The sequence below is a fragment of the Pseudomonas sp. B15(2017) genome (assembly GCF_002113215.1).
GTDB lineage: Bacteria > Pseudomonadota > Gammaproteobacteria > Pseudomonadales > Pseudomonadaceae > Aquipseudomonas.
Genome location: NZ_NEJZ01000011.1, coordinates 12,564 through 38,491 on the forward strand (window position 1 = coordinate 12,564; position 25,928 = coordinate 38,491).

At 61.6% G+C, this 25,928-nt stretch carries 26 protein-coding genes; 14 read left to right on the forward strand and 12 right to left on the reverse strand.

Going from position 1 to position 25,928, the window contains the following annotated elements; translation table 11 throughout:
* The first annotated feature begins 269 nt into the window (after positions 1-269).
* From recQ to CAF73_RS16945, 3 genes are all read left to right on the forward strand, one after another.
* Positions 270-2,399: a DNA helicase RecQ gene (gene recQ / locus CAF73_RS16935; protein ID WP_085703315.1), complete on the forward strand. Its 2,130-nt coding sequence runs from the start codon at positions 270-272 to the stop codon at positions 2,397-2,399.
* 134 nt (positions 2,400-2,533) lie between these two features.
* Positions 2,534-2,968 (forward strand): MarR family transcriptional regulator, encoded by a 435-nt coding sequence (locus CAF73_RS16940; RefSeq protein WP_085683049.1) that lies wholly within the window; start codon positions 2,534-2,536, stop codon positions 2,966-2,968.
* A 127-nt stretch (positions 2,969-3,095) separates the two neighbouring features.
* Positions 3,096-4,877, forward strand: coding sequence for a FimV/HubP family polar landmark protein (locus CAF73_RS16945; protein WP_085703394.1), 1,782 nt, complete (start codon positions 3,096-3,098; stop codon positions 4,875-4,877).
* 6 nt (positions 4,878-4,883) lie between these two features.
* Here the strand turns inward: CAF73_RS16945 and CAF73_RS16950 are convergent, their stop codons facing one another.
* Complete coding sequence (locus CAF73_RS16950) at positions 4,884-7,073, reverse strand: patatin-like phospholipase family protein (RefSeq protein WP_085703316.1); 2,190 nt, start codon at positions 7,071-7,073, stop codon at positions 4,884-4,886.
* A 70-nt stretch (positions 7,074-7,143) separates the two neighbouring features.
* Between CAF73_RS16950 and CAF73_RS16955 the strand changes: the two genes are divergently transcribed.
* The gene (locus tag CAF73_RS16955; RefSeq protein ID WP_085703317.1) at positions 7,144-7,431 is read left to right on the forward strand and encodes a SelT/SelW/SelH family protein; all 288 of its coding nucleotides are present in this window, start codon (positions 7,144-7,146) and stop codon (positions 7,429-7,431) included.
* Here the strand turns inward: CAF73_RS16955 and CAF73_RS16960 are convergent.
* Positions 7,425-8,318: a DMT family transporter gene (locus tag CAF73_RS16960; protein ID WP_085703318.1), complete on the reverse strand. Its 894-nt coding sequence runs from the start codon at positions 8,316-8,318 to the stop codon at positions 7,425-7,427. The genes CAF73_RS16955 and CAF73_RS16960 overlap by 7 nt on opposite strands.
* Before the next feature lie 71 nt (positions 8,319-8,389).
* On the reverse strand, positions 8,390-9,154 hold the full coding sequence (locus tag CAF73_RS16965; RefSeq protein ID WP_085703319.1) for an AraC family transcriptional regulator: 765 nt from the start codon (positions 9,152-9,154) through the stop codon (positions 8,390-8,392).
* A gap of 132 nt (positions 9,155-9,286) precedes the next feature.
* On the opposite strand from CAF73_RS16965, the gene CAF73_RS16970 reads away from it, so the two are divergent.
* A complete protein-coding gene (locus tag CAF73_RS16970) occupies positions 9,287-10,102 on the forward strand; it encodes a UDP-2,3-diacylglucosamine diphosphatase (RefSeq protein WP_085703320.1) in 816 nt (271 codons plus the stop codon).
* Between the two features lie 30 nt (positions 10,103-10,132).
* On the opposite strand, the gene CAF73_RS16975 is transcribed toward CAF73_RS16970, so the two are convergent.
* Positions 10,133-10,723, reverse strand: a complete 591-nt coding sequence (locus CAF73_RS16975) for an HD domain-containing protein (RefSeq protein WP_085703321.1) — start codon at positions 10,721-10,723, stop codon at positions 10,133-10,135.
* Positions 10,724-10,747: 24 nt separating this feature from the next.
* The gene (locus CAF73_RS16980) at positions 10,748-11,059 is read right to left on the reverse strand and encodes a DUF962 domain-containing protein (RefSeq protein WP_085699559.1); all 312 of its coding nucleotides are present in this window, start codon (positions 11,057-11,059) and stop codon (positions 10,748-10,750) included.
* A 167-nt stretch (positions 11,060-11,226) separates the two neighbouring features.
* Between CAF73_RS16980 and CAF73_RS16985 the strand changes: the two genes are divergently transcribed.
* Complete coding sequence (locus tag CAF73_RS16985) at positions 11,227-12,288, forward strand: AraC family transcriptional regulator (protein ID WP_218191829.1); 1,062 nt, start codon at positions 11,227-11,229, stop codon at positions 12,286-12,288.
* Here the strand turns inward: CAF73_RS16985 and CAF73_RS16990 are convergent.
* The gene (locus CAF73_RS16990) at positions 12,245-13,699 is read right to left on the reverse strand and encodes a TrkH family potassium uptake protein (protein WP_085699555.1); all 1,455 of its coding nucleotides are present in this window, start codon (positions 13,697-13,699) and stop codon (positions 12,245-12,247) included. The genes CAF73_RS16985 and CAF73_RS16990 overlap by 44 nt on opposite strands.
* 121 nt (positions 13,700-13,820) lie before the next feature.
* Here CAF73_RS16990 and CAF73_RS16995 point away from each other — a divergent pair, with 121 nt between their 5' ends.
* Positions 13,821-14,387, forward strand: coding sequence for a nitroreductase family protein (locus tag CAF73_RS16995; RefSeq protein ID WP_085699553.1), 567 nt, complete (start codon positions 13,821-13,823; stop codon positions 14,385-14,387).
* Between the two features lie 5 nt (positions 14,388-14,392).
* Here CAF73_RS16995 and CAF73_RS17000 read toward each other — a convergent pair whose 3' ends face one another.
* The 6 genes from CAF73_RS17000 to CAF73_RS17025 form a co-directional block, all read right to left on the reverse strand.
* The gene (locus CAF73_RS17000; protein ID WP_085699551.1) at positions 14,393-15,733 is read right to left on the reverse strand and encodes a HAMP domain-containing sensor histidine kinase; all 1,341 of its coding nucleotides are present in this window, start codon (positions 15,731-15,733) and stop codon (positions 14,393-14,395) included.
* A gap of 168 nt (positions 15,734-15,901) precedes the next feature.
* Entirely contained in the window at positions 15,902-16,351 is a 450-nt protein-coding gene (locus tag CAF73_RS17005) for a Spy/CpxP family protein refolding chaperone (protein ID WP_085699549.1), read from the reverse strand.
* 136 nt (positions 16,352-16,487) lie between these two features.
* Positions 16,488-17,165, reverse strand: a complete 678-nt coding sequence (locus CAF73_RS17010) for a response regulator transcription factor (RefSeq protein ID WP_007958370.1) — start codon at positions 17,163-17,165, stop codon at positions 16,488-16,490.
* 7 nt (positions 17,166-17,172) lie between these two features.
* Positions 17,173-17,583 carry a translation initiation factor 2 gene (locus CAF73_RS17015; protein ID WP_085699547.1) on the reverse strand — a complete coding sequence of 137 codons (411 nt, stop codon included), beginning with the start codon at positions 17,581-17,583 and terminating at the stop codon, positions 17,173-17,175.
* A 120-nt stretch (positions 17,584-17,703) separates the two neighbouring features.
* On the reverse strand, positions 17,704-18,003 hold the full coding sequence (locus CAF73_RS17020; protein ID WP_085699545.1) for a YciI family protein: 300 nt from the start codon (positions 18,001-18,003) through the stop codon (positions 17,704-17,706).
* A gap of 1 nt (position 18,004) precedes the next feature.
* Positions 18,005-18,601 (reverse strand): septation protein A, encoded by a 597-nt coding sequence (locus CAF73_RS17025; protein ID WP_085699543.1) that lies wholly within the window; start codon positions 18,599-18,601, stop codon positions 18,005-18,007.
* Positions 18,602-18,688: 87 nt separating this feature from the next.
* Here CAF73_RS17025 and CAF73_RS17030 point away from each other — a divergent pair, with 87 nt between their 5' ends.
* The 7 genes from CAF73_RS17030 (at position 18,689) to CAF73_RS17060 (ending at position 25,899) form a co-directional block, all read left to right on the forward strand.
* Complete coding sequence (locus tag CAF73_RS17030; RefSeq protein WP_085703322.1) at positions 18,689-19,552, forward strand: PHP domain-containing protein; 864 nt, start codon at positions 18,689-18,691, stop codon at positions 19,550-19,552.
* Between the two features lie 13 nt (positions 19,553-19,565).
* Positions 19,566-20,195, forward strand: coding sequence for an L-threonylcarbamoyladenylate synthase (locus CAF73_RS17035; protein WP_139832613.1), 630 nt, complete (start codon positions 19,566-19,568; stop codon positions 20,193-20,195).
* 120 nt (positions 20,196-20,315) lie between these two features.
* Entirely contained in the window at positions 20,316-21,014 is a 699-nt protein-coding gene (locus CAF73_RS17040; RefSeq protein WP_170929752.1) for a ScpA family protein, read from the forward strand.
* A gap of 11 nt (positions 21,015-21,025) precedes the next feature.
* On the forward strand, positions 21,026-22,063 hold the full coding sequence (gene scpB / locus CAF73_RS17045) for an SMC-Scp complex subunit ScpB (protein ID WP_085703323.1): 1,038 nt from the start codon (positions 21,026-21,028) through the stop codon (positions 22,061-22,063).
* A 2-nt stretch (positions 22,064-22,065) separates the two neighbouring features.
* Positions 22,066-22,257 (forward strand): DUF1289 domain-containing protein, encoded by a 192-nt coding sequence (locus CAF73_RS17050; RefSeq protein ID WP_085703324.1) that lies wholly within the window; start codon positions 22,066-22,068, stop codon positions 22,255-22,257.
* 156 nt (positions 22,258-22,413) lie between these two features.
* The gene (gene rluB, locus CAF73_RS17055; RefSeq protein ID WP_085699533.1) at positions 22,414-23,631 is read left to right on the forward strand and encodes a 23S rRNA pseudouridine(2605) synthase RluB; all 1,218 of its coding nucleotides are present in this window, start codon (positions 22,414-22,416) and stop codon (positions 23,629-23,631) included.
* 849 nt (positions 23,632-24,480) lie between these two features.
* Positions 24,481-25,899 (forward strand): amino acid permease, encoded by a 1,419-nt coding sequence (locus CAF73_RS17060; RefSeq protein WP_085703325.1) that lies wholly within the window; start codon positions 24,481-24,483, stop codon positions 25,897-25,899.
* The last annotated feature ends 29 nt before the right edge of the window (positions 25,900-25,928 follow it).

Below are 25,928 nucleotides of genomic sequence, written 5' to 3' on the forward strand. Positions count from 1 at the left end.
CTACCTTGGGGAATAAACAATGCGGGAATTCTAGGCCTTCTTGAGCCCTCAAGCCAGCCGCACGGCAGATTTGCCCGCACAAGCTTCTTATCGGCGGTGCCCTTTGCCGGGGAGGGCTCGGGTATACTGCCGCGCTTTGCGATCCCTGCCGGTGTCGCGGCTGAATCCGTACGGCGTCATGCAATGCGCCCTTACGTTTTGTTTAAAGCAGCCTCGGCTGTCTTGAACCAGCCTGTGCAGGGATGTTTCGGTGGATTTTTGGAGTTTTTATGCTCGAACAGGCTCAACGCGTCCTCAAGGACATCTTCGGCTACGACAGTTTCCGTGGCCGTCAGGGTGCAATCATTGAGCGCGTGGCCAGTGGTGGTGATGCCCTTGTCCTGATGCCGACCGGCGGCGGCAAGTCGCTGTGCTTCCAGGTGCCGGCGCTGCTGCGCGACGGCCTGGCGGTGGTGGTGTCGCCGCTGATCGCGCTGATGGACGATCAGGTCGCCACCCTCGAAGAGCTGGGCGTGGCCGCCGCCGCGTTGAACTCCACATTAAGCGCTGAACAACAGCGCGACCTCGCCAACCGGATCAAGCGTGGCGAAGTGAAAATGCTCTATCTGGCGCCGGAGCGTCTGGTGCAGCCGCGGATGCTGTCATTTCTGCAAGGCTTGAACATCGCCCTGTTCGCTATCGACGAAGCGCACTGCGTGTCGCAATGGGGCCACGACTTCCGCCCGGAATACCTGCAACTGGGGCAACTGGCGGAAATGTTCCCCGACGTGCCGCGCATCGCCCTGACTGCCACCGCCGACAAGCGTACCCGGGAAGAAATCGTCACCCGTCTGCATTTGCAGAACGCCGAGCGTTTCCTGTCGAGCTTCGACCGGCCGAACATCTTCTACCGCATCGTGCCCAAGGAGCAGCCGCGCAAGCAGTTGCTGGCGTTCCTCGCCGAGCGGCGCAGCGATGCCGGCATCGTCTACTGCCTGTCACGCAAGAAGGTCGAAGAGGTGGCCGCGTTTCTCACCGAGCAGGGCTTCCCGGCGCTGCCGTACCACGCCGGTCTGCCCAACGATCTGCGCGCCTATCACCAGAAGCGCTTCCTCAACGAGGAAGGCTTGATCATGGTCGCCACCGTGGCGTTCGGCATGGGTATCGACAAGCCTAACGTGCGCTTCGTCGCTCACCTTGATCTGCCTAAATCCCTTGAAGCCTATTACCAGGAAACCGGGCGCGGAGGCCGTGACGGTCTGCCGGCGGACGCGTGGATGGCCTACGGTCTGCAAGACGTGGTGATGCTCAAGCAGATGCTGCAGAACTCCGAGGGCGACGAACGCCATAAGCGTCTGGAGCAGCACAAGCTCGACGCCATGCTCTCGCTCTGCGAAGAAACCCGCTGCCGCCGTCAGGCACTGCTGGCGTATTTCGACGAAGACATGCCCGAGCCATGTGGCCACTGCGACAACTGCATCGACGGCGTGCAGACCTGGGACGCCACCGAGCCTGCGCGTCAGGCGCTGTCGGCGATCTACCGCACCGGGCAGCGTTACGGCGTCGGCCATCTGGTGGACGTGTTGCTGGGCAAAGACAACGAAAAGGTTCGCAGCTTCGGCCATCAGCACCTGTCTGTGTTCGGCGTGGGCAAGGCGCTGGGGGAGAGCGAATGGCGTTCGCTGTTCCGCCAATTGGTCGCCCGTGGCCTGGCGGACGTCGATCATGAAGGCTACGGCGGGCTGCGTTTGAGCGACACCTGCCGGCCGCTGCTCAAGGGCGAAGTGAGCCTGGAGCTGCGCCGCGACCTCAAGCCACAAATCACCGCCAAGAGCGGCAGCAAGAGCCAGGCCAGCCAGCTCGTGCGGGGCGAAGAGCGCGAACAGTGGGAAGCGTTGCGTGCCCTGCGGCGCAAACTGGCGGAAGAACACGGCGTGCCGCCGTACGTCATCTTCCCCGACTCGACCCTGCTGGAAATGCTCCGCAGCCAGCCGACCTCGCTGGCCGACATGGCCCGGGTCAGCGGCGTCGGTGCGCGCAAGCTGGAGCGTTACGGCGAAGCTTTCCTCGAAGTGCTCGGCGGCGAGGCCGAGGCACCGAAAGTCGTGGCCGACGTGCGCCACGAACTGATCACTCTGGCCCGCGCCGGCATGACACCGTTGCAGATTTCCGGTCAGTTGCAGTGCTCGGAAAAAAACGTCTACGCCATGCTCGCCGAAGCCATCGGCAAGCAGCAGTTGTCGCTGGAACAGGCGCTGGATTTGCCGGAAGACCTGATGGGTGAAGTCCAGGACGCATTCCTGGACGGCGAAGGCGAACTGCCGTCCGTCGCCGAAGTGGCCGAGCTGTTTGCCGGTCGTGTACCGGAAGGCGTGCTGTACTGCGTGCGGGCTGCGCTGCAATCGGAGTTTGAAATGTAAGAGGGCGTTTGTGCCAACCCTCATGCGGTTGTAACGATTCAGTACGGGGCGCCTCTTGCCTATAGGCAAATGTCATGCTTAGCTGACTAATAATTAGTTTTTCTCTATTTGTTCAGTCTAATCATGAGTGTTTTATGCCGTTAACCGATCAACACCGTTTTGGCATGCAATTGGCCCAGATGTCCCGAGGCTGGCGTGCCGAACTGGATCGCCGGCTGGCCGGCCTGGGTTTGTCCCAGGCGCGCTGGCTGGTGCTGCTGCATCTGGCGCGTTTCGAAGAGGCGCCGACCCAACGTGAGCTGGCGCAAAGCGTCGGCGTCGAAGGACCGACCCTGGCCCGTCTGCTCGACAGCCTGGAAAGCCAGGGACTGGTGCAACGCCAGTCTGTAATGGAAGACCGCCGGGCAAAGAAAATCGTGTTGTGCTCACCGGCCCTGCCGCTGATCGAACAGATTGAAACCATCGCCACGCAACTGCGCAAGGAATTGTTCGAGGGTATCGATGAGGCCGACATGAAGGTGTGCATGCGGGTTCACGGGCACATTCTGGCCAACCTGGAAAAGTCTTGAGGCATAACCGCGTGCCGTTTTTTTGAGAGATCGCGCTGGGCGGACTATAAGAACTACTGGGCAATATCGTGTTCGTACCGGATGTGCGAACGCATAGAAGTCGGTTTTGCTTATTTAAGGGATGCTCATGCTCGGAAGTCGGCACGTGGTACTGCGTTGCACCAACTCACTGTTGGTGGCCGGTGTTCTCACCTGGTCCACCGCATCATTGGCGTTGGGGCTCGGTGACATCACCGTGCATTCGGCCCTCAATCAACCACTCAAGGCTGACATCGCCCTGGTGGATGTCGGGGCCGTCAGCGAAAGCGATCTGGCGATCCGTCTGGCCTCGGCGGACGAATTTGGCCGCGCCGGCATCGAACGCGTGTTCTTTCTCAATGACCTCAAGTTCACCCCGATTCTGCGCGGCAATCGCAACATGATCCGGGTGACCTCCAGTAAACCGGTCAATGAACCCTTTCTGAATTTCCTGGTGCAACTCGATCAGCCCAATGGCCACCTGCTGCGCGAATACATCGTGCTGATCGACCCGCCGGGTTCACCGGGAATAGTCCCGGCCACCGACGAGCCGACTGCGCGTGCGCAATCGTCGGAATTCCCGACCCCCGAGTCTCCCTCCGCAACGACGCCGGCCAAACCTGCTGCACCCGTGCAGCCACCGGCCCCGGTCGCTGACGCGCAGGCCGAGCAATTGGCGGCGAGCCTTGTGCAGAACCAGCAACTGCAAAAAACCATCGATGAATTGAACGTGAAGCTTCAGGCCCAGGCAGTGCTGATCGCTGACGGCAAGAAACAGCTCGGCGAGCTGCAGGCCCGTCTGATTGAAGTGCAACAGGCACCACCGGCACCCGCAACACCCGTGGTGCCTGTGCCGGCGCCGGTCATTGCCCCGGTCGAGTCTCAGGAGGATTTACTCAACTGGCCGCTGCTCGGCGGATTGTTGCTGGTCCTGGGATTATCGGTGGCAGGGCTGTACGTGCGCCGGCAACGCCAGCAGGCGCAAGGGACTGCTGCGCCGTTGCCGTTCCTGCCGGTACGAAACGAACTCCCGGTCGACGACACCGAACCAATGCAGCCGAGTGCCGTGCACAGTGCGGTCGAACATCGCGAAGACCACGCCAACGGCGATGTGCTGGAAGCGGTCGGCATTTATCTGGCCTACGGTCGCTTGAGCGAGGCTGCCGGTTTATTGCGTGATGCATTGCAGCGGGAGCCGGAGCGCATTGACCTCGGCGTGCAGTTGCTCGAAGTGCTGGGGCGGCAAGGCGACTCGCCGGCCTATGACGAGCAGGAAGCCCGTCTGCGTCAGCTCGGGGTCGAGGATCAGCGCTTGCAGGAGATTCGCGCCCGCTACCCGAAACTGGTCAGCGCCGCACCTTTGGTGGCGGCGGCCCCGGTGATTGCCGAGCTGCCGATCGAATCCTCCGGGCCTGTCGAACCGGTAGTCGAAGACAATTTCGAACTGAATCTGGACCAGCTCTCGATGGCCTCCAGTTGGGATCTTGAGGAAGCTCGCCCGGCCAGCGCCGAACCTGAGCAGGCTCCATCGACGCTGGGCTCCGATCTGCAGGTATTGCCACAGGATTTCGAACTGCCGGAAACCCTGCCCGACGATGCCGAAACCGCTGAACTGGAATGGATCGTCGAACCAGAAACGCAGCCGCTGGACGAGGACTTTCTCAACGAGTTTGGCGATCCCGGCCCAGCGCTCTCCCTGGAGCCACTGGAACTGCAAGCCCCGGAACCCGAACCCTCGGACGCCGAGAACGCCGGCAAACTCGAACAGGCCCAGACCTGCATCGATGACGGCGATATCGATAGCGCCATTGCCTTGCTCAACGAACTGCTCAAAGAGGCTGACGAACCTCTCAAGCAAACGGCGCGCACGCTGTTGGCCGGGATTCGCTGACGACGGTCAGAACGTCTGCCCGAGGTTCAGGTACACCGCCTGCTCATCCGCATCGTTCAGGCCATAGCTGAAATTCAGCGGCCCCAGCGGCGTATCGAAACCGATGAACACGCTGGCGGCGTTGATGTAGCCGCTGTCGAATTCATTGTCGTTGTTCCACGCCCGGCCCCTTTCCAGTGACGCACCGGCGTACAACGGGAAGTCCAGCGGCAGGTATGAGCGCGGGGTAAGGCGGCGGTAATACACCGCGCGCATCAGACTGACGTTTTGCCCGGAGATCGCATCCTCGCGGAAACCCGACAATTGCCGGGCGCCGCCGAGCAGGAAACTGGAGGTCACCACGTTGGCATCGTCCAGCGTGCGACCGTAACGACCGCCCAGGATCAGCGTGTCCGGGCCGCTGCTCATGGCCTTGTCCAGTTTGAACTCCCACTGCCGGTAGCGTGTGTCGGAACCCAGGCTCGGTTCGAACTGCACCAGCGTCAGGCCGATGTCTTCGCCTTCGTGGGGGTAGTAGACGTTGTCCAGCGAGTCGAACGAGTACTTCAGCGCATAGAACCCTTCGTTGAAGTTTTCGCTCGGCAGATCCTGATCGCCGATCCGCACATCCGCCTTGCCCCAGGCCTCGCCGACGCCGAAGCGCACTTCGCCGCTGTTGCCGATCTGCCGGCCAACGTTGAGGCCGAAGCCGTAGCGCTCGACGCGATACTGGGCGATCGGATCGTTGTCCAGAACCGAGTCGACGTTTTGCGCGGCGAACGACGCATAAGGTGCCACGAAATAGCGAGAGCCCACATCCAGCGGCTGATAGAACTCGCTGTACAACTCTTGTTTATCGCCGATTTGTGCTCGGGTCAGCCATTCCGCGCCGAGGCGGTTGATGCCGTTCATTCGGTAACTGGCGCCGAGGTTGAAGGCGCTGTCGCCGCGCATGTCATCCGACAGGTTGAGGCCGACCCGCAGGTAATCGGTGCCGGTACGTTTGCCCCGCGCGCTGATCACCAGCGTGTGATCCGCGCCCTTGTGGACCACGCGGTATTGCACCTGCTCGAAGTAGTCGAGGCCATACAGCGTGCCCATGTCGGTTTGCAGACGACCCAGGTCCAACGGCTCGCCGATGTGCTGGCGGATGTAGTAGCGGATCACGTCGTCGCCGACTTTCGAGTCGTTCTCGACCTTGATTGCGGTAATGATCGGCGTGCGCTGGCCCGGCGCGCGGGCGGCATTGAGTTCGGCGTCCTGCGACTGCACGGGTTTGAGGCGGGCGAGGCGTACGTCCAGAGCCTTGGTCGCGCGGTAGCCGGCGTCGATCATCTCCTGGCCCCGACCGAAGTCGGTGGCGCCGAAACTGGCCAGCGGCGGCTGGATCAGCACGTCATCGGGATGCAGGGTCGCCAGTTGCTCTTCGGAGTTGCGCCGGGTCATCAGGGTGATCGACTGGTTCAGCACATCGACCACGGTCACCAGTTGCTTGCGGTTGCGCAGCGGGGTACCGATGTCGACCACGATAGCCACGTCGACGCCCATTTCCCGGGCCACGTCGAGGGGGATGTTGTCGGTCATGCCGCCATCCACCAGCAGGCGGCCGTCGAGTTCGACCGGGGCGAACACCGCCGGGATCGACATGCTGGCGCGGATCACCTGGGGCAGGTGACCTTTGCGGAACACCACTTTTTCGCCGTTGGCGATGTCGGTGGTCACGGCGCGGAACGGGATCGGCAGCTTGTCGAAATCCCGGGTGTCGCTGGTGTGGGCCAAGAGGCTTTCCAGCAGTAGCGCAAGGTTCTGGCCCTGAATCACGCCCAATGGCAGGCCGAGGCTGCCGTCGTCGCGAAAGCTCAGTTTCTGTTTCACCAGAAAGTCGCGGTCATCCTGCTTGCGCCGGAACGGTACGTCTTCCCGGGGCGGGGCGTCGGACAGTGCCTGCTGCCAGTCGATGGTCAGGGCGAGTTTTTCCAGTTCGTCGATCTTGTAGCCCGAGGCGTACAGGCCGCCGACCACCGCGCCCATGCTGGTGCCGGCAATCGCATCGATCTTGATGCCTTGTTCTTCCAGGGCCTTGAGCACACCGATGTGCGCCAGGCCACGGGCCGCGCCGCCGGACAGCACCAGGCCGACTTTCGGGCGTGTTGCCTCACTGGCATGAACGAACAGGGGAAGGAAACCAAGCAGCAGGCAGATCAGAAGACGACGCATCGTGAGTCTCGGGGCGAGCGATAAAGCCGGCTATTATAGCGGCGCCCCTCTGGCTCAGGAGTTTCAGCGCATGACCGACACAAAACCGGAAATCGTCATCACCTATTGCACGCAATGCCAGTGGCTGTTGCGCGCCGCGTGGCTGGCGCAAGAACTGCTCAGCACCTTTGGCGATGATCTCGGCAAAGTGTCGCTGGTGCCGGGCACCGGCGGGATATTCAACATTACCTGCAACGACGTGCAGATCTGGGAACGCAAGGCCGACGGCGGTTTCCCGGAGGCCAAGGTGCTCAAGCAGCGGGTGCGCGACCAGATCGACCCTGATCGCGACTTGGGCCACAACGATCGTACTCAGTGAGAGGTCGCCTCGGCCGCGACGGTTTTCCTGTCGTTGCTGCCTGACATCCGGCTCGACACCACGATGGCAACGATGATCAACGCGCCGCCGATCAACATGCGCAGGGTCGGATTTTCATCGAACAGCAGCCAGGCCACGGTAATTCCGTACACCGGCTCCATGGCGAACACCACCGCGGCCGTGCGGGCCTTGATTACCGCGAGGCTGGCGACAAACAGGCTGTGGGCAACGCCGGTGCAGAACACCCCGAGCAGACCGATCCACACCCAGTCGATGGCGCGCACTTGGCTCAGTTGCGGCGCCGCGACCGGCAGCAGACACAGCGCCACCACCACGTTCTGACACAACGCCGCCTGCACCGCCGGGATACGTCCGGAGCTGGCGCGGTTGGTCAGGGACAGCAGGGAAAACAGCAGGCCGGACAGGATTGCCCAGAGCAGGCCGGTAGTCGCGCCGCTGGCCAGATCGAATGCCGGCGTCACCAGCACCAGCCCGACACTGACCAGCGCCACCAGAATGATTTCATTGGCGCGGATGCGCTCGCGGAAGATCAGCCCTTCGAGGATCACCGTGAAGGCCGGGAAACTGGCGAAACCCAGGGTCGCGATGGCGACGCCCGCGACCTTGACCGCAATGAAGAAACTTACCCAATGGCCGGCCAGCAGCACGCCGCTCAGGGCCAGTCGTCGCCAGTCGACGGCCTGCAATTTCTGCCAGCCGCCCTGTTGGGCGAAACGGGCGAAAAAGGCCAGGGCCAGCACGGCGAACGCGGCGCGTCCGAACACGATGACCGCGGGCGTTGCGGCTGCGAGTTTGCCGAAGACGCCGGTCAGGCCGAACATCAGTGCGCCGATATGCAGGGCGCCCAGGGCGGTACGGGGAGTCATTGCAGTCCTTTTTCAAACACCATTACAGGCACACATTGAAGCGTGTCCCGACGGGAAAGTCTGTCGGCAGGCTATCGACTTTTGTCGTCAGCCTCGCGCCGCAATTGTGTAGGAGAGATACCAAATTCACGCAGGACGGCGGCCGAAAACGCACTTTGCGAGTTGTAGCCGACTCGGCAGGCCACTTCACCGACGGGCAGCGTGGTGTTGCGCAACAGCGCGACGGCTTTGTGCAGGCGTCGGCTGCGAATGTAGTCCATCGGTGTTTGCCCGCATTCGGCGACGAACCGCGCATGCAGCCGGGCGCTGGATAACCCGGCGACGCGCGCCAGATCCGCGACTTGCAGCGGATAAGCCGCGTACTGCTCGATGTGCGCATCGAGTGCCGCAAAGGGCAGGCGGCGCGCGGTGATCTCGGTGGGTGGCACGTGGCTCAGGCTTGCCAGCAGCAACACCGCGCCCTGTTGCGCAATCAACGGATCGTCCACCGGGCTGTTCGCCAGCCAGTTGACCAATTGACCTTGCCCCGCGTCCAGCGACAAACGGGCGGCGTTGTCCAGCAGTCGGCGGCTGGCATCGGCGTGATCGCCCAGTGAGCGTGTCAGCCATTGTTCGTCGGGCACATCCAGTACCAGACAGCGGCTGCCCTTGGGGCTGCCGCACGCGTGATGCGCACCGGCGGGGATCACCACGAAGCTCTGCTGCATTACCTGACTGCCACGCCCTGCGACTTCGAAATCCAGCGCGCCGGACAGGCCGAACACCAGTTGCGCGTGGTTGTGGCTGTGGGCGATCAGGTCGTGGCTGTAATGGCGCAGGGTCAGGATCGGTTGCATGGTGGTCTCCGGGCGAGCCGCCAGTCTACACCGGCACAGGGGCGGCGCGTTTGTCACACGACTGACGCATGCTTGTCATGGTCGATTAACCGGGCGCGCGCACAGTGGCGAAAACATCGCAGAGGGTTGCCCATGACCAGCGCCGAGCTCGCCAGACCCAGCCGTAAACAACGGGTTCGCACCCTGTGGATCTCTGACGTGCACCTGGGCACGCGGGATTGCCAGGCCGAGCATCTGTCGCAATTTCTCAAGGGCTATCACGCCGACAAGATCTACCTGGTGGGTGACATCATCGACGGCTGGAAGCTGCGCGGTGGCATGTACTGGCCGCAGGCGCACACCAATGTGATCCGCCGTTTGCTGACCATGAGCAAACGCGGCACCGAGGTGATTTACGTCACCGGTAACCACGACGAATTCCTGCGCCGCTATTCAAAACTGATTCTGGGCAATATCCAGTTGGTCGACGAGGCGGTGCACGTCACGGCTGATGGCCGGCATCTGCTGGTGATTCACGGCGACCAGTTCGACGTGATCACCCGCTATCACCGCTGGCTCGCGTTTCTCGGCGATTCGGCCTACGAATTCACCCTGACCCTCAACCGCTGGCTCAATCATTGGCGGGCGAAACACGGTTACGGCTACTGGTCGCTGTCGGCTTATCTCAAGCACAAGGTGAAGACTGCGGTCAGCTTCATCAGTGACTTCGAGGAAGCCATCGCCCACGAGTGTGTGAAACGCGAATTGCACGGCGTGGTCTGCGGGCACATTCACCACGCCGAGATCCGCAAGGTCGGCGAGGTGGATTACCTCAATTGTGGCGACTGGGTGGAGTCGTGCACGGCGCTGATCGAACACTGGGACGGCACGATCGAACTGTATCGCCTGGCTGATGCACAGGCGCGGGAAGCCGAATTGAAAGCCGCGAAGGTTGCCGAGCTGGCCTGAGCGACGGCCCCTGTGGGAGCGGGATTGTCTTTATGCGGGGGTGTGCTCTTCCATCGCCGCTTTATAGATCGAGTTTTTCGGCTGGGCGAACAGCCTTTCCACCATCGGTTCGAAGAAGCTCAACGGCAAGGTGTCGTACTCGGGGTCGAACGCCGCCGCGTCGTATCTGGCGCAGAACTCTGCGGTCGCCAGAAACTGCGGATGGTCGCTGAATTGCTCGCGCAGGTGCCGATCCATGCCAAGGTGATGGAAAAAGTAGTAGCCCTGGAAGATCCCGTGCTTTTCCACCATCCACAGGTTTTCGGCGCTGACGAACGGCTTGAGGATGGCGGCGGCGATGTCCGGGTGATTGTAGGAGCCGAGGGTGTCGCCGATGTCGTGGAGCAGGGCGCAGACCACGTATTCCTCGTCGCGCCCGTCGCGAAAGGCGCGGGTTGCGGTTTGCAGCGAGTGGGTCAGGCGATCCACCGGAAAACCGCCGAAATCGCCTTCCAGCAGTTTCAGGTGGGCCATGATCCGGCCCGGTAATTGGCGGGCGTAGGCGCTGAAGTCCGCCGCAATGATCGCCCAGTCGTCCTGTGTACCGTCCTTCATGTGGGTGAAACGGGCAGTGGCATTCATCGGCAATCCTCTTGGTCGGAATTTCTAGAACGGCACGCGGCCCAGGATCATGTCGCGGTACATGACGAAGTCGCCGAGCAGGCTGTAGAACGGGTGCTGGAAGGTGGCCGGGCGGTTTTTCTCGAAAAAGAAATGGCCGACCCAGGCAAAGCTGTAGCCCGCCAGCGGTAACGCAAGCAACAGCAGCCAGGCGCCCTTGGCGATGGTCAGGGCAAGAATGAAAATCACCAGCGTCGTACCGATGAAATGCAGGCGACGGCAGGTGCTGTTGTTGTGCTCGCTGAGGTAATACGGATAGAACTCGGCGAAGCTGTTGAAATGCCTGATGGTTTCCACGACTGCGATCTCTGTGGTTGTTGTTCTGATTGCAAGTTGTTCGGCGGGTAGCTTATTTGAGTCTAGAGTGATCAATGGCGTCGGCCAGTGACAATCGGCGCCACTTTACTATCCTTGGAAAATCCGCCGTAGAATGCGGCTCATCATGTCATCCAAGAACAAACGCCATGAGCGAACGAACGACTTCTGCAAGCTGGGCAATGGGGATTGTCAAAGCACTGGAAATGGACGGCCTGGATTGCCGGGTTCTGTTCAAACAGCTAGGGCTCGATTACGCGGCGCTGGATGATCCGGATGCACGCTTCCCACAGGATTCCATGACCCGACTCTGGCAACGGGCGGTCGAGCTGTCCGGCAATCCGGCCATCGGCCTGAACATGGGCAAAGTGGTGCGGCCGGCTTCGTTCCATGTCGCGGGTTATGCGCTGATGTCCAGTAATACGCTGGCCGAAGGTTTTCAGCGACTGGTGCGTTATCAGCGAATCATCGCCGAAAGTGCCGACCTGAGTTTTCGCCTGCTCGACGAAGGTTATGCGCTGATTCTGACGGTGCATGGCGATCACCTGCCGCCGACCCGGCAAAGTGCCGAAGCCTCGCTGGCCTGCGCGCTGGCGCTGTGCGGCTGGCTGACCGGGCGCATGCTGCACCCGCGCAAAGTGCTGGTGCAGGGCGACGAGCCGGATGATCTTGAACCCTACAAACAAGCCTTTCATGCACCGCTGGTGTTCAACGCGCCGTACGACGCGCTGATCTTCGAACGGGCCGACATGGAAGCGCCACTGCCCACCGCCAACGAAGCGATGGCGCTGTTGCACGACCGGTTTGCCGGGGAATATCTGGCGCGGTTTTCGGAAAGTCGCGTGACCCACAAAGCACGACAGGTCCTGTGTCGTTTGCTGCCCCAGGGCGAGCCCAAGCGCGATACGGTAGCGCAGACCCTGCATCTGTCGCAGCGAACCTTGCAACGGCGCTTGCAGGAGGAGGGCACCAGTTTTCAGCAGTTGCTCGACGACACCCGCCGCGAACTCGCCGAGCAATACCTGGCGCAGCCGAGCATGACCTTGCTGGAGATTGCCTATCTGCTGGGGTTTGCCGATCCGAGCAACTTCTTCCGCGCCTTCCGTCGCTGGTTCGACACCACGCCCGGCGATTACCGGGCGCGGTTGCTGGAAGCGCCGAACGCGATCAGTGACGCCAGAACGCCGGAATACACAGTACAAACACCGTAATGATCTCCAATCGGCCGAGCAGCATGCCGAACGACAGAATCCATTTGGCCGCATCCGGCAGACTGGCGAAGTTGCCGGCCGGGCCAATGGTCTCGCCCAGGCCGGGACCGACGCCGGACACGGTGCTGGCGGCGCCGGTCAACGCAGTCATCCAGTCCACGCCCAATAGCGACAGCAGCAGGGCGATCACGCAGATAGTGATGGCGAAGAAGAACGAAAAGGTCAGAATCGAACGGACGATTTCTTCGTCGAGGCGGTGACCGTTGTACTTCTGCTTGATCACCGCCCGTGGGTGAATCAGCTGGTTAAGGTTGGCCTTGAGCAGGATGTAGGCGACCTGAAAGCGGAAGATCTTGATCCCACCCGCCGTCGATCCGGAACAGCCACCGACGAAACCTAGATAGAAGAACAGCATCAGCGAGAAATTGCCCCACAGGCTGTAGTCCCCCAATGCAAATCCCGTGGTAGTGACTACCGACGTCACGTTCAGCGCCACGTGGCGCAGCGCATCCAGCCAATGCAGGTTGGTGGTCCACCAGTACCAGGTGCCGAGCACCAGCCAGGTCACCAGCAACATGCCGAGCAAACCCTGCACCTGTTGATCCTTGATCAGCGCCCGACGGTTGCCGCGCAGCGTTGCCACGTACAGGGTGAACGGCAGGCTGCCGAGGATCATCACCACCACCGCCACCCAGTGCACCGCCGGTTGCGTCCACTTGGCCAGGGACTGGTCGGAAGTCGAGAACCCGCCGGTGGAAATTGCCGACATCGCGTGGTTGATCGCATCGAACGGGCTCATCCCGGCCCACCAGAACGCCAGGCTGCCGAGAATCGTGATGCCGACGTAGGCCGCCACGATCAGCCGCGCCACCATATGCGAGCGGGGCATGACCTTTTCCGAGCGGTCCGAGGATTCGGTCTGGAACAGGCGCATGCCACCGATACGCAGCAGCGGCAGGATCGCTACCGCCATGCCGATGAAGCCGATGCCGCCGATCCAGTGCAGCAGCGAGCGCCACATCAGGATGCCGGGGGACATGTCGTCCAGATGATTGAGCACGGTCGACCCGGTGGCCGTGATGCCGGACATGCTTTCGAAGAACGAGTCGGTGTAGCTGATGTGTTGGGTCAGCAAAAACGGCAGTGCGGCGAAAATGCACACCACCAGCCAGCTGCTGACGGTCAGCAGGTACATGTCCCGGGGGCGCAGGTGGATGTGTTCCGGACGCCCCGGAATCACCAGCGCGAGGCCGGCGACGAAGGTGATCATGCTCGCCCAGAGGAACGACGGCAGATCGCCGGTGCGCTCGAAAATCACCAGGGTGGCCATCGGCACGACCATGGCGATGGCCAGGGTGATCAGGAAGATGCCGATGATGAAACCAATGATCCGTAAGGTCGGCAACGCCATGAAGTCCGCTCGGGCTGATGTGGGAAGGGCGCCATTCTACCTGCGGTGCAAGGCATGTAAACCGACGCGTCTGGATCACTTGCAGCTAGAATAGCCGGACATTTTTTTCAGGAGGTGGCCGATGCAGGCTCTCGACGCTTTGCTCAACCGTGTTTCCGTTCCACGACTGATCGATCCGGCCCCTACCGCCGAACAGCGCGAAGTGCTGTTTGCCGCCGCGACCCGCGCACCGGATCACGGCCATTTGCAGCCGTATCGCTTCCTGACCGTCGAAGGTGCGGCGCGTGAGCAGATGGGCGAGTTGCTGGCCGAAGCTGCAAAAATGCAGGAAGGCGAAGTCACTGAAGCGATGATCGACAAGGCGCGCAACGGTCCGCTGCGCGCGCCGCTGGTGGTCGTGGTCATCGCCAGGTTGCAGGATCACGTCAAATACCCGAAGGCCGAGCAACGGCTGGCGGCGGGCTGTGCGGCGCACGGGATTTTGTTGGCGGCTTATGCGCAGGGGATTGGCGCGGTGTGGCGTACCGGTGATCTGGCGTACTCGAAACATGTCGCCAAGGGCCTGGGCCTGACGGATGACGAAGAGGTGATTGCCTTCCTGTACCTCGGCACGCCGCAGAAAGAACCGCGGGTGGCCGAGAAGGTTGATCTGGCGGAGTTTGTCAGCGCCTGGCCGGCAAAGGCTTGACTCCATCAGGGCTGTACAACAGCTCCCGGCTCCAGCGGTAACTCCAGACTGGCCACAAAACCGCCCTGCGGATGATTGGCCAGCACCAGCGTCCCGCCATGCCGCTCCGCCGCCCGTCGGGCAATCGCCAGTCCCAGGCCATGCCCGGCAGCGGTCTGCCCCGGCGCCCGATAAAACGGTTCGCCCAACTGGCTCAGATGCTCTGCCTGCACCCCCGGCCCATGATCACGCACGCTGACCACGATCCGCTCGCCCTGACGTGACGCCTGCATTTCAATTGCCTGCCCGACCGGGTTGAAGCGCTGGGCATTGCGCAGCAGGTTGTCCACGGCGCGTTCGATCATGGTCGGCCAGCCTGTCAGATTGAGCGCCGGCTCGGCTTCCAGTCGCACCGTCTGCTCCGGCGAGCCGAGTTGCGCGTCCTTTTGCACGGTGGCGAGCAAGGCATTCAGATCCACGTCTTCGGCGCTGGCGTTGTCGGCATCGACCCGCGCCAGCACCAGAATTTCACTGATCAGCGCTTCCAGCCGGTCGCATTCGCGGGTCAGTCGCGGCCAGAGTTTTTCCCGTTCTTCGGGGCTCGCCCGTTCAGCCAGTGCCAGGGCGATGCGCAGCCGTGCCAGCGGTGAGCGCAATTCGTGGGATACGTCGCGCAGCAACTGGCGCTGACTGCCGATCAGGCTTTGCAGGCGGGCGCCCATGCGATTGAAGTCGTTGGCCAGCACGCCGAATTCATCGCGACGGTTGGCCAGTTGCGCCAGGCTGTTCTGCTGATAGGTGGTCTGGCCGAGGTCGTGCACTGCGCCGCGCAAGCGACTGAGCGGGCGGGTGATGGAAAACGTCACCAGCAGGCTGAAGAGGGTCAGCACCACCAACGCAATGCCCAGCGCACTCAACGGCCAGAGCAGGCTTTCGCGGTGCCAGGCATCGAGTTCCGGGTGCGGGATGCGGTAGATGAAGAGGTAGGTGTCGCCGCTTTTGTCGCTGGTGAATTCGTCGGTCAGACGCCTCCATGGCAGGCGTCGGTCATCGTTGTGCTGCCGCGCCTCGAAGGCGGCCGCACGCCGGGGGAAGGTGCCGCGCACCAGCGGGTCGCCGCTTTCGTTCAGCACTTGAACGTCGATGTGGTACTGGCGTTTGCGCTGTTCGAGGATGTCCTGTGCGGCGTCTTCGCCCTGGGCTTCGTAAGTCTGCGTCCAATCGGCGGCCAGGGTGTTGAGGCCCGGATGGCGGCTGAGGATCCATGCGTCCTGGTTGAGCATGTGCCCCAGCAGAATGGAAAGCCCTGCAACCAGAGCGATGGCCAGCCAGAAGCTGGCGAGGATACGCCAGAACAATGAACGCACAATTATTCCTCAGAACACACGCAAAACCTTGTGGGAGCGAGCTTGCTCGCGAATGCGGTGGATCAGACAAGAACATGCTGACTGACACTTCGCATTCGCGAGCAAGCTCGCTCCCACATTGGGCTGGATAAACAAAGACCCGACGGCGTGAACCGTCGGGTCAGAACATTATTGCGCTTTTTGCGGCTGTTGCGCTTTCCAGGCTTTGAACTCGGCCCATTCGGCGCGACGCTCGGCCTGTTTCTTCTGGATCTCGTCGAATTTCTTCTGTTGATCCGGTTTCAACACGGCGCGGACATCGGACTCGGCTTTCTTGTGGTTGGCCGCCATCTCGTCCTTCATGGCTTTCTGGTCGGCTGGCGAGAGTTTCTCCAGGTATTTTTCGACCGTCTGCTTACGTTCGTGCATCTGCTCGCCCATGATCTTGCGGATCTGCTCGCGCTGTTCGCGGGACAGGTCCAGCTCGCTGTACGGGCCTTTGCCGTGCATGCCGTGCATCTGACCGCCATGGCGCGGGCCGTCCAGCGGGCCACCCATCGGGCCGCCATCTTGTGGCATGGCCATGGCGACGGTCGGCAGGGCAGCGGCAAACATCAGAGCGATAAGTGTCTTGCGCATGGTGAATCTCCTTTGTCTCGTTCCCGGTACGTTCCGGATGAGTACAGATTACGGAGATCAAGGTCAGCGGCGGTCAGCGCTGTGTAAAGCTTGGGTAAACACGTTTTCGCGCCGACCTGACAAAACTTACAGACAATCAGAGGCTGTAGTAGTAGCCACGGCTGCGCAGGGCAACGATGCGTGGGCGGCCGTCGGGGTGCGGGCCGATCTTTTTGCGCAGGTTGCTGACGTGCATGTCGAGGCTGCGGTCGTACAGGGTCAGCTTGCGGCCGAGGGCGATCTGCGCCAGTTCCTGTTTGTCCAGCGGCTCGCCCGGTTGCTTGAGCAGGGCTTCGAGCAGGCGGCTTTCGGAGACGGTGAGGGTGAATTCCTTTTCGTCGATGCTGACCACGCCGCGCACCGGGCTGAAGCTCAGGTCGCCCAGTTCGAGCTGGGTCGACACGGCAGCCGGGTGGCTGCGGCGCAGCACGGCACGCAGGCGGGCGGTCAGTTCGCGCGGATCGCAGGGTTTGGCCAGGTAATCGTCGGCGCCCAGTTCCAGGCCGAGGATCCGGTCCAGCGGTTCGCCCCGCGCCGAGAGCATCAACACCGGCAGGTCGGCGTGATCGCTGCGCAGTTGCTTGAGCAGTTCCAGGCCGCTGCCATCGGGCAGCATCACGTCCAGCACCACGGCCGCCGGCGCGGTCTCGGCCAGCGCCTTGCGGGCGCTCTGACCATCGTGGCAGGCCCGGACCTGAAAGCCTTCCTGGCTCAGCCAGCTACTCAGGAGTTCACACAACTCCTGGTCATCATCAATCAGTAACAGCTCGCTCATGACTCACTCAATTTAGCCATTGCCGACGTTTTCGGCTTGCTCCACTGGCAAAGATACCGCAGAGCAGCGCCAATAGCGCTACCCCGGCCCCGGTGACGAACCATTGCTGCTGTTCGGTCAGCAGACGCGGCAGCGGGCTGGCCTGGGCTTCCTTGAGTTGCAGCTTCAGACGCTGGTTCTCCTGGCGCAGCCGGGCAAGCTGGGCGCTTTCGCGGGTGTTGTCGGCATTTTGCAGTTGTTTGCTCAGTTCTTCCCGTTGCTGCTCGCTGACCTTCAGGCGCTGCTGCAACTCAGTGATCTGACTGCCGGCGCTCAATGAAAGCGGCGTGGAATTGCCGTCTTCGGTGCTTTCTTCACCATGAGCGGGCGCCACGATCGACAACGTGACCAACATCAGACACAACGGACCCTTGCGCATCGCGACTCCTGTTTCCAAATGGATATTGGGCAGGTTGTCGGCCGGCAAACGAGAATAATGAGCGATTGAGAACGCGATGAGCCGACAAGGTTCATCGCGTTGAGGTATTGGCGGGGGAGGTTACGGCAGGACTTGCTTGAACGGCTTGACGATCACGTTGGCGTAGACGCCGGCGGCGATGTACGGGTCGGCATCGGCCCAGGCTTGCGCCGCGCTCAGGGAGTCGAATTCGGCAACGATCAGGCTGCCGCTGAAACCTGCTGCGCCCGGATCATTGCTGTCGATCGCCGGGTGCGGGCCGGCCAGCACAATGCGGCCTTCGCCCTTGAGCACTTGCAGGCGTTCAAGGTGCGCCGGGCGCGCAGCGAGGCGGGCGTCCAGGGAATTGGCGACGTCGGTGGCAATGATGGCGTAGAGCATGTCAGTCCTCGGTTTTTGGCGTTGTGGTATCGGCGTCGTGCAGGTGACGGGACAGGTAGATGCCCTGACCGACCAGGAACAGCACGGTCATGCCCAGGCTGCCGAACACCTTGAAGTCCACCCAGATGCTCTGGAAGGTGAAGGCGACGAACAGGTTGGCGGCCCCGCAGAACAGGAAAAAGGCGATCCAGGCGATGTTCAGCCGGGTCCAGACCGGATCCGGCAGGGTCAGCGCGTGGCCCATGATGCGCTTGATCAGCAGGCGGTCACCGATGAAATGGCTGCCGATGAAGGCCAGGGCAAACAGCCAGTTGACCACCGGGGCTTTCCATTTCAGGAAGGTTTCGCTGTGAAAGGCCAGAGTCAGGCTGCCGAACACAAGGCAGGCGACCAACGTCAGCCACTGGCTCTTCTCCAGCTTGCGCTGCTTGATGAAGAGCGCGCCGTACACCACCAGGGAGCTGATGATCAGCATGGCGGTGGCACTGTAAATGCCGCCTACCGTCAGTTCATGGCCGGCAACGTCGACGGTGCGTGGATCGAGTTTGTAGACGATGAAGAACAGCAGAAGCGGGATGAAATCGATGAATTGTTTCACAGTGAGAGCCAGAAGCTGGATGTGGCGGCATAATAACAAACATATGGGCGCGCGATAGCGCCAGCTGATTTGAGGTTACTCATCCCCGTGAATGTTGATTTGCACTGCCACAGCACGGCCTCCGATGGCGCCCTGGCGCCTTCGGCACTGGTTGCGCGTGCGTTCGAGAACGGCGTGCGAGTCCTGGCCCTGACCGATCATGACACCCTCGAAGGCCTCGCCGAAGCGCGCACGGCCGCCGAGGCGCTGGGCATGCAACTGGTCAATGGCGTCGAGTTGTCCTGCACCTGGGGCGGGGCGACCATTCACGTGCTCGGCTACGGTTTCGATGTCAACGCCGCACCGTTGGTCGAGGCGATTGCGCAATTGCACGACGGCCGCTGGCTGCGGTCTGAGGAAATAAGCCGCAAGCTCGCCCTCAAGGGCATGCCGAATGCGCTCGATGGCGCGCGGCAGATCCAGCAGGAACTGGGCGATAGCGGCAATGCGCCGGCCCGTCCGCATTTCGCCGACTGGATGGTGCGTGAAGGTTTTGTAAAGGATCGCGCCGAGGCGTTTCGCAAATGGCTCGGCGCCGGCAAGCTGGGGGACGTCAAACAGCACTGGCCGACCCTCGAAGACACTGTCGGCACGCTGCGCGCCGCCGGCGCCTGGGTCAGCCTGGCGCATCCGTGGCATTACGATTTCACCCGCAGCAAGCGCCGAAAGCTGATTGCCGACTATATTCAAGCGGGCGGGCATGCGATCGAAGTGGTCAACGGTCACCAGCCTGCGGAACAGGTGGGCAGCCTTGCAATCCTTGCCCGTGAGTTCGGTCTGCTGGTCACTGCCGGCAGTGATTTCCATGGCCCTGGTGGCTGGTCGGAGATCGGCCAGTACCGGCCGGTGCCGGAGGACCTTCCACCCCTGTGGTGTCGGTTCAAACATGACACAGTTATTGCCGCCGTCTGAACAGGTAGAGAATGTGAGTCAATTTTTCCAGATTCATCCGGAAAACCCGCAAGCGCGCCTGATCAAACAGGCGGTCGAGATCATCCGCAAAAGCGGGGTGGTGGTCTATCCAACGGACTCTTCCTACGCAATCGGTTGCCAGATCGGCGACAAGAACGCCATCGAGCGCGTTCGACGCCTGCGTCAACTCGACGAAAAGCACAACTTCGCGCTGATCTGCAGCGACCTGTCGCAACTGGGCAATTACGCCAAGATCGACACCGGGACCTTTCGAATCCTCAAAGCCCACCTGCCGGGACCGTACACCTTCATTCTCAACGCCACTCGCGAAGTGCCGCGTCTGTTGCTGCATCCCAAGAAGCGGACCATCGGTCTGCGGGTGCCGAGCCATCCCATCGCGTTGGCTTTGCTGGCCGAACTGGGCGAGCCGCTGATGAGCGTGACCCTGATCATGCCGGGCGAAGAAGACCCGCTGAGCGATCCGTACGAAATGCGCCAGTTGCTCGAGCATCAGGTGGACCTGATCATCGATGGCGGTTCCGGCGGCATCAAGGCCTCCACCGTGATCGACCTCACGGGCGATGATCCGGAAGTGATCCGCGTCGGTTGCGGCGATCCGGCGCCATTCATGGTCGAGGCCTGAATGTCCGCAGTGGAAACCGTTGATCCCCAGGCCGGTGCCCAGCAGGAACTGCCGTTTGCCATGGTCTATGGCCAGGCGGTCACGGAAATGCCGCTGGACCTGTACATCCCGCCGGACGCCCTGGAAGTCTTCCTCGAAGCCTTCGAAGGCCCGCTCGACTTGTTGCTGTACCTGATCCGCAAGCAGAACATCAACATCCTCGACATCCCGGTTGCGGAAATCACCCGCCAATACATGGGTTATGTCGAGCTGATGCAGTCGGTGCGTCTGGAACTGGCCGCCGAATATCTGGTGATGGCCGCGATGCTGGCCGAGATCAAGTCCCGGATGCTGCTGCCCCGGGCCGAAACCGTCGAAGACGAAGAAGAAGACCCGCGCGCCGAACTGATCCGCCGCCTGCAGGAGTACGAGCGGTTCAAGGCTGCTGCCGAAGGCATTGATGGCCTGAGCCGAGTCGGTCGCGACGTGATCGTGCCCAAGCTCGACGCTCCGGAAGCCCGCGCGCGCAAGCTGCTGCCGGACGTGGCACTGGCAGAAATCCTGATGTCCATGGCCGAGGTGCTGCGCCGTGGCGACATGTTCGAAAGCCATCAGGTCAGCCGCGAGGCACTGTCCACCCGCGAGCGCATGAGCGACGTGCTGGAGCGGCTCAAGGGCGGCGGATTTGTGCCGTTCGTCGAGCTGTTCACCGCCGAGGAGGGCAAGCTCGGCGTGGTGGTGACCTTTATGGCGATCCTTGAGCTGGTCAAGGAATCCCTGATCGAGCTGGTGCAGAATGAGCCGTTCGCCGCGATCCACGTGCGAGCCCGAGCCGAATAACGAGTCCCGATATGAATCTGACTGAACCCCGCGAGCTGGCGTCCCTGCTTGAAGCCTTTCTGTTGGCCTCGGGAAAGCCGCAATCCCTTGAGCGCCTGTATGAACTGTTCGAAGAAGGTGAACGCCCGGAACCGCCGGTTTTCAAGAAAGCCCTGACCCTGCTCGGCAAATCCTGCGAGGGCCGGGCGTTCGAGCTCAAGGAAGTCGCCTCCGGCTATCGCCTGCAAATCCGCGAGAAGTTCGCGCCGTGGGTTGGTCGCTTGTGGGAGGAGCGTCCGCAGCGCTATTCCCGGGCACTACTGGAAACCATGGCGCTGATCGCCTATCGCCAGCCGATCACCCGGGGCGAAATCGAGGACGTGCGGGGCGTGGCGGTCAACACCAACATCGTCAAGACGCTGATGGAGCGTGAGTGGATCCGCATCGTTGGTTACCGCGACGTGCCTGGCAAACCGGCGATGTTTGCCACCACCAAGCTGTTTCTTGATCACTTCAATCTGAAAAGCCTCGACGAACTGCCGCCACTGGCCGAGCTGCGCGAAATGGAGGCCGATCCGGTACTCGACTTCGACGACGCCCCGGTGCCGCCGGGCTTGCAGGAACTGGCCGACGCCAGCGCCGAGCCGGAAGAACCGAAGGAAGAAACCAGTTTCCACACCCTGCTGCTGGAGCTGGACAGCATGGAGGAGGGGATCAAGACCGACTTCGACGACTTGCTGCGTGACGGCGCGGGCGCCGAATCCATGCCGACGGGGTTTGAATCCGATCCGGTCGAGCCGCCGGACGAGGGTGAGCCTGAATCTGAATTTGAGCCTGAATTTGCGCATGAGCCCGAATCCGAATCCGAATCCGAGCCCGAGCCCGAGCCTGAGCAGCAAGACGATGTGCTCGGCGTGGCCGAAGCCCGGGAAAAACTGCTGGCTGCCGTCGCCCGTCTGGAACAGCCAGCATCAGAACCTGCCGCCGAGGCAGAACTGAGCGAAGAGGAAGCCGAAGCCCGCGCCCTGGCCGAAGCCATCGAAGCCGAACGTCGCGAGTTCGAGGATTGAGCATGAGCTTGACCAAAGACCCGTGCATCAACGTCTGCAAGTTCAGCGACGACATCTGCGTCGGTTGCGGCCGCAGCAAGCGCGAGATCCGGGCCTGGAAGAAACTCGACAAGGACGACAAGCGCACCGTACTGGCCGAAGCCGCGCTGCGTCTGATCAAGCTCGGGGCCACCGGTCGGCGGAAAAAGAAATAACCTTGCCCTGATCGACTAGTCTCTGATGCGCGCGCGGCCACATCCGCGTATGATTCGCGACCCTTCGGCGATCCCTTCGCCCGAAAACCCAGATTTCAACGCTTCAGCAGCTCAATTCTCAGCGCCGCTGAACAGACCACACCGGGAGGTGCCCAGATGAGTGACATCAAGCAGAAAGACGACCAGGAAATCGGCCCAGCAGGCGAAAAGCTGCAGAAAGTCCTCGCCCGTATCGGCGTTGGCTCGCGCCGCGATGTTGAATCCTGGATCAGCCAGGGCCGGATCAAGGTCAATGGCAAAGACGCCACCCTGGGCCTGCGTGTCGACATGCACGACGCCATCACCATCGATGGCAAGGTCATCAAGCGCGAAGAAGCCGCCGAGTCGGTTCGCCGCGTGATCATGTACAACAAGCCCGATGGCGAGATCTGCACCCGTGACGACCCGGAAGGCCGTCCGACCGTGTTTGACAAGCTGCCGCGTCCGAAAGAAGGTCGCTGGATCAACATCGGTCGTCTCGACATCAACACCACCGGTCTGCTGATGTTCACCACCGACGGTGAATTGGCCAACCGCCTGATGCACCCGTCCTACGAGATGGATCGTGAGTACGCGGTACGTGTACGAGGCGAAGTCGACGACGAGATGATCGAGCGCCTGAAGGCCGGCGTGGTACTGGAAGACGGCCCGGCGCGTTTCACCGACATTCAACAGGCGCCGGGCGGCGAAGGCTTCAACCACTGGTATCACTGCGTGGTGATGGAAGGTCGTAACCGTGAAGTACGTCGCCTGTGGGAATCCCAGGGCCTGGTGGTCAGCCGCCTGAAGCGTGTGCGTTTCGGCCCGGTGTTCCTCAACTCCGACCTGCCGATGGGCCGTTGGCGCGAAATGAGCCAGTACGAAGTCGACGTGCTGAGCGCTGAAGTCGGCCTGACCCCGGTGGCCATGCCGCAACTGAACGCCAAGAGCAAAGACAAGCTCGACCGCATGCAGCGCAAGTCGTCGCGTCCGATGGCCCGTACCGAGCGCGTACGCACGCTGCGTCCGGCCAACGGTGCGCCGGTTGGCGCCGGTCCGCGTCCGGCCCGGGAGCCGCAGATCGAAGGCGAGCGTCCAGGTCGCAAACCGGCAGCACGTCCGGATGGCGAGCGCGGCCCACGCACTCCACGTCCGGCCAATGGCCGAACCGAGCGTGGCGAAGGTCGCGGTACGCCGGTGGCGGATCGTCCAGCCGACACCAAGCGCCCGGCCAAGCCGGCGCCGAAACGTCCAGGCATCAAGCTGGCAGACGATGACAAGCCATCGGGCAAGCGCCGTGGTGCACCGGCCGGTTCCGGCCAGCGTCCGGGTTTCGGTCGCAAGAAGCCGGAATAAGGCAGCTGCAAGTTTCGAGCGGCAAGCTTCAAGCTGAAACAGAAAACGCCAACTCTTGGAGTTGGCGTTTTTTTTGATTTTTTTATTTCTTTTTTTGAGGTGTTTTTTCTTGTTTTAAAACAAAAAAAACCTGACGCCTTTCAAATAGTTAGCCAGCTAACGTCAGTCGCCGGGCACGGCTTGGATGGGTCTGGATTGGAAACTTTACGTTACGCGCTGTCAGAGAATATTTACGAAAAAGCCGTCGCCGCCCCGTGACTCGGGAGCTTGTGTCCAGCTGTAAGGAAAATCTGCCGGAACCAGCCCCGCCGGGTGTTGCGCGGTGCTCTTGCGCGCTTGTTTCAGTGTCGTTTGGAGGGTGAGATGCGCTGCATGCCTGTCGTGCAGGTGCATAACAAGAAGGAGGCGCAATGAACGCCGTTATCCATTTTCACTTCTCCACGTGGGGCGGATTTTCCATCGTCCACGCCGATGGCCTGCAAAGGCCTGACTCAATTTTTGCAGCCGCCCGGGCTTCCCGGGGTGGACACATGCAATCCCGGCAACCGACACGCTGATCCGGCGAGGTCTGGCAGCAGGGGGTTAGCGGTGTACAATGCGCCGCGTTTTAACTGTGACCCTCTGCGTAATCGCGCAAACCTCAAGGTTTATCCGCCTTGTTCACTCCGCCGCGTCACAAGCGTGTCGGGTTCGATTTCGTCACAGATAAAAACAAACAGGTGACGCATGACCGTTGTAAAAAAGCTGAATTCCTGGTGCCTGCGCTGGGGTTTGATCAAGGTTGGCTGAAATCGCCACCTTGCAGCAACGTCTACTGAACATCATCAAACCTTGCGTGAGACCTTTTTCATGAGTGGACAAAACTCGCAATCAGGCGAGCTGAAACGCGGCCTGAAAAATCGCCATATTCAACTGATCGCCCTCGGTGGCGCGATCGGTACCGGATTGTTCCTCGGCTCGGCCGGGGTGCTGAAATCCGCCGGTCCGTCGATGATCCTCGGCTATGCCATCTGCGGCTTCATCGCCTTCATGATCATGCGCCAGCTCGGTGAAATGATCGTCGAAGAGCCGGTGGCCGGTTCCTTCAGCCACTTTGCGCACAAATACTGGGGCGGTTTCGCCGGCTTCCTGTCGGGCTGGAACTGCTGGATCCTGTACATCCTGGTCGGCATGTCGGAGCTGACTGCGGTCGGCAAATACATCCACTACTGGGCGCCGGAGATCCCGAGTTGGGTCACCGCGGCTGCATTCTTCCTGCTGATCAACGCGATCAACCTGGCCAACGTCAAAGTCTTCGGTGAAGCCGAATTCTGGTTCGCGATCATCAAAGTCGTGGCGATCGTCGGCATGATCGCCCTGGGCAGCTACCTGCTGGTCAGCGGCCATGGCGGCGAGCAGGCGGCGGTGAGCAACCTGTGGTCCCACGGCGGCTTCTTCCCGAACGGCGTCAGCGGTCTGGTGATGGCCATGGCGATCATCATGTTCTCCTTCGGCGGCCTGGAAATGCTTGGTTTCACCGCAGCCGAAGCCGACAAACCGAAAACCGTGATCCCGAAAGCGATCAACCAGGTGATCTACCGGATCCTGATTTTCTACATCGGCGCACTGGTGATCCTGCTGTCGTTGACCCCATGGGACAGCCTGCTGGAAACCCTCAACGCTTCGGGCGATTCCTACAGCGGCAGCCCGTTCGTGCAGGTGTTCTCGATGCTCGGCAGCAACACGGCCGCGCATATCCTCAACTTCGTGGTGCTGACCGCCGCATTGTCGGTTTACAACAGCGGCACCTACTGCAACAGCCGCATGCTGCTGGGCATGGCCGAGCAGGGTGATGCGCCGAAAGCGCTGGCGAAGATCGACAAGCGCGGCGTGCCGGTGCGTTCGATCCTGGCGTCGGCAGCCGTGACCCTGGTGGCCGTGCTGCTCAACTACCTGATCCCGCAGCACGCGCTGGAACTGCTGATGTCGCTGGTGGTTGCGACGCTGGTGATCAACTGGGCGATGATCAGTTTCTCGCACTTCAAGTTCCGCCAGCACATGAACAAGACCAACCAGAAGCCGCTGTTCAAGGCGCTGTGGTACCCGTACGGCAACTACATCTGCCTGGCGTTCGTTCTGTTCATCCTCGGCGTGATGCTGCTGATCCCGGGCATTCAGGTCTCGGTGTACGCGATTCCGGTGTGGGTGGTGTTCATGTGGGTCTGCTATGTGATCAAGAACAAGCGCGGTGCACAACAGGTGCTGCACGCCACGAACGCTGCCAAGTAAGCGTCGTTGCAAAAACAACAAACCCGGCC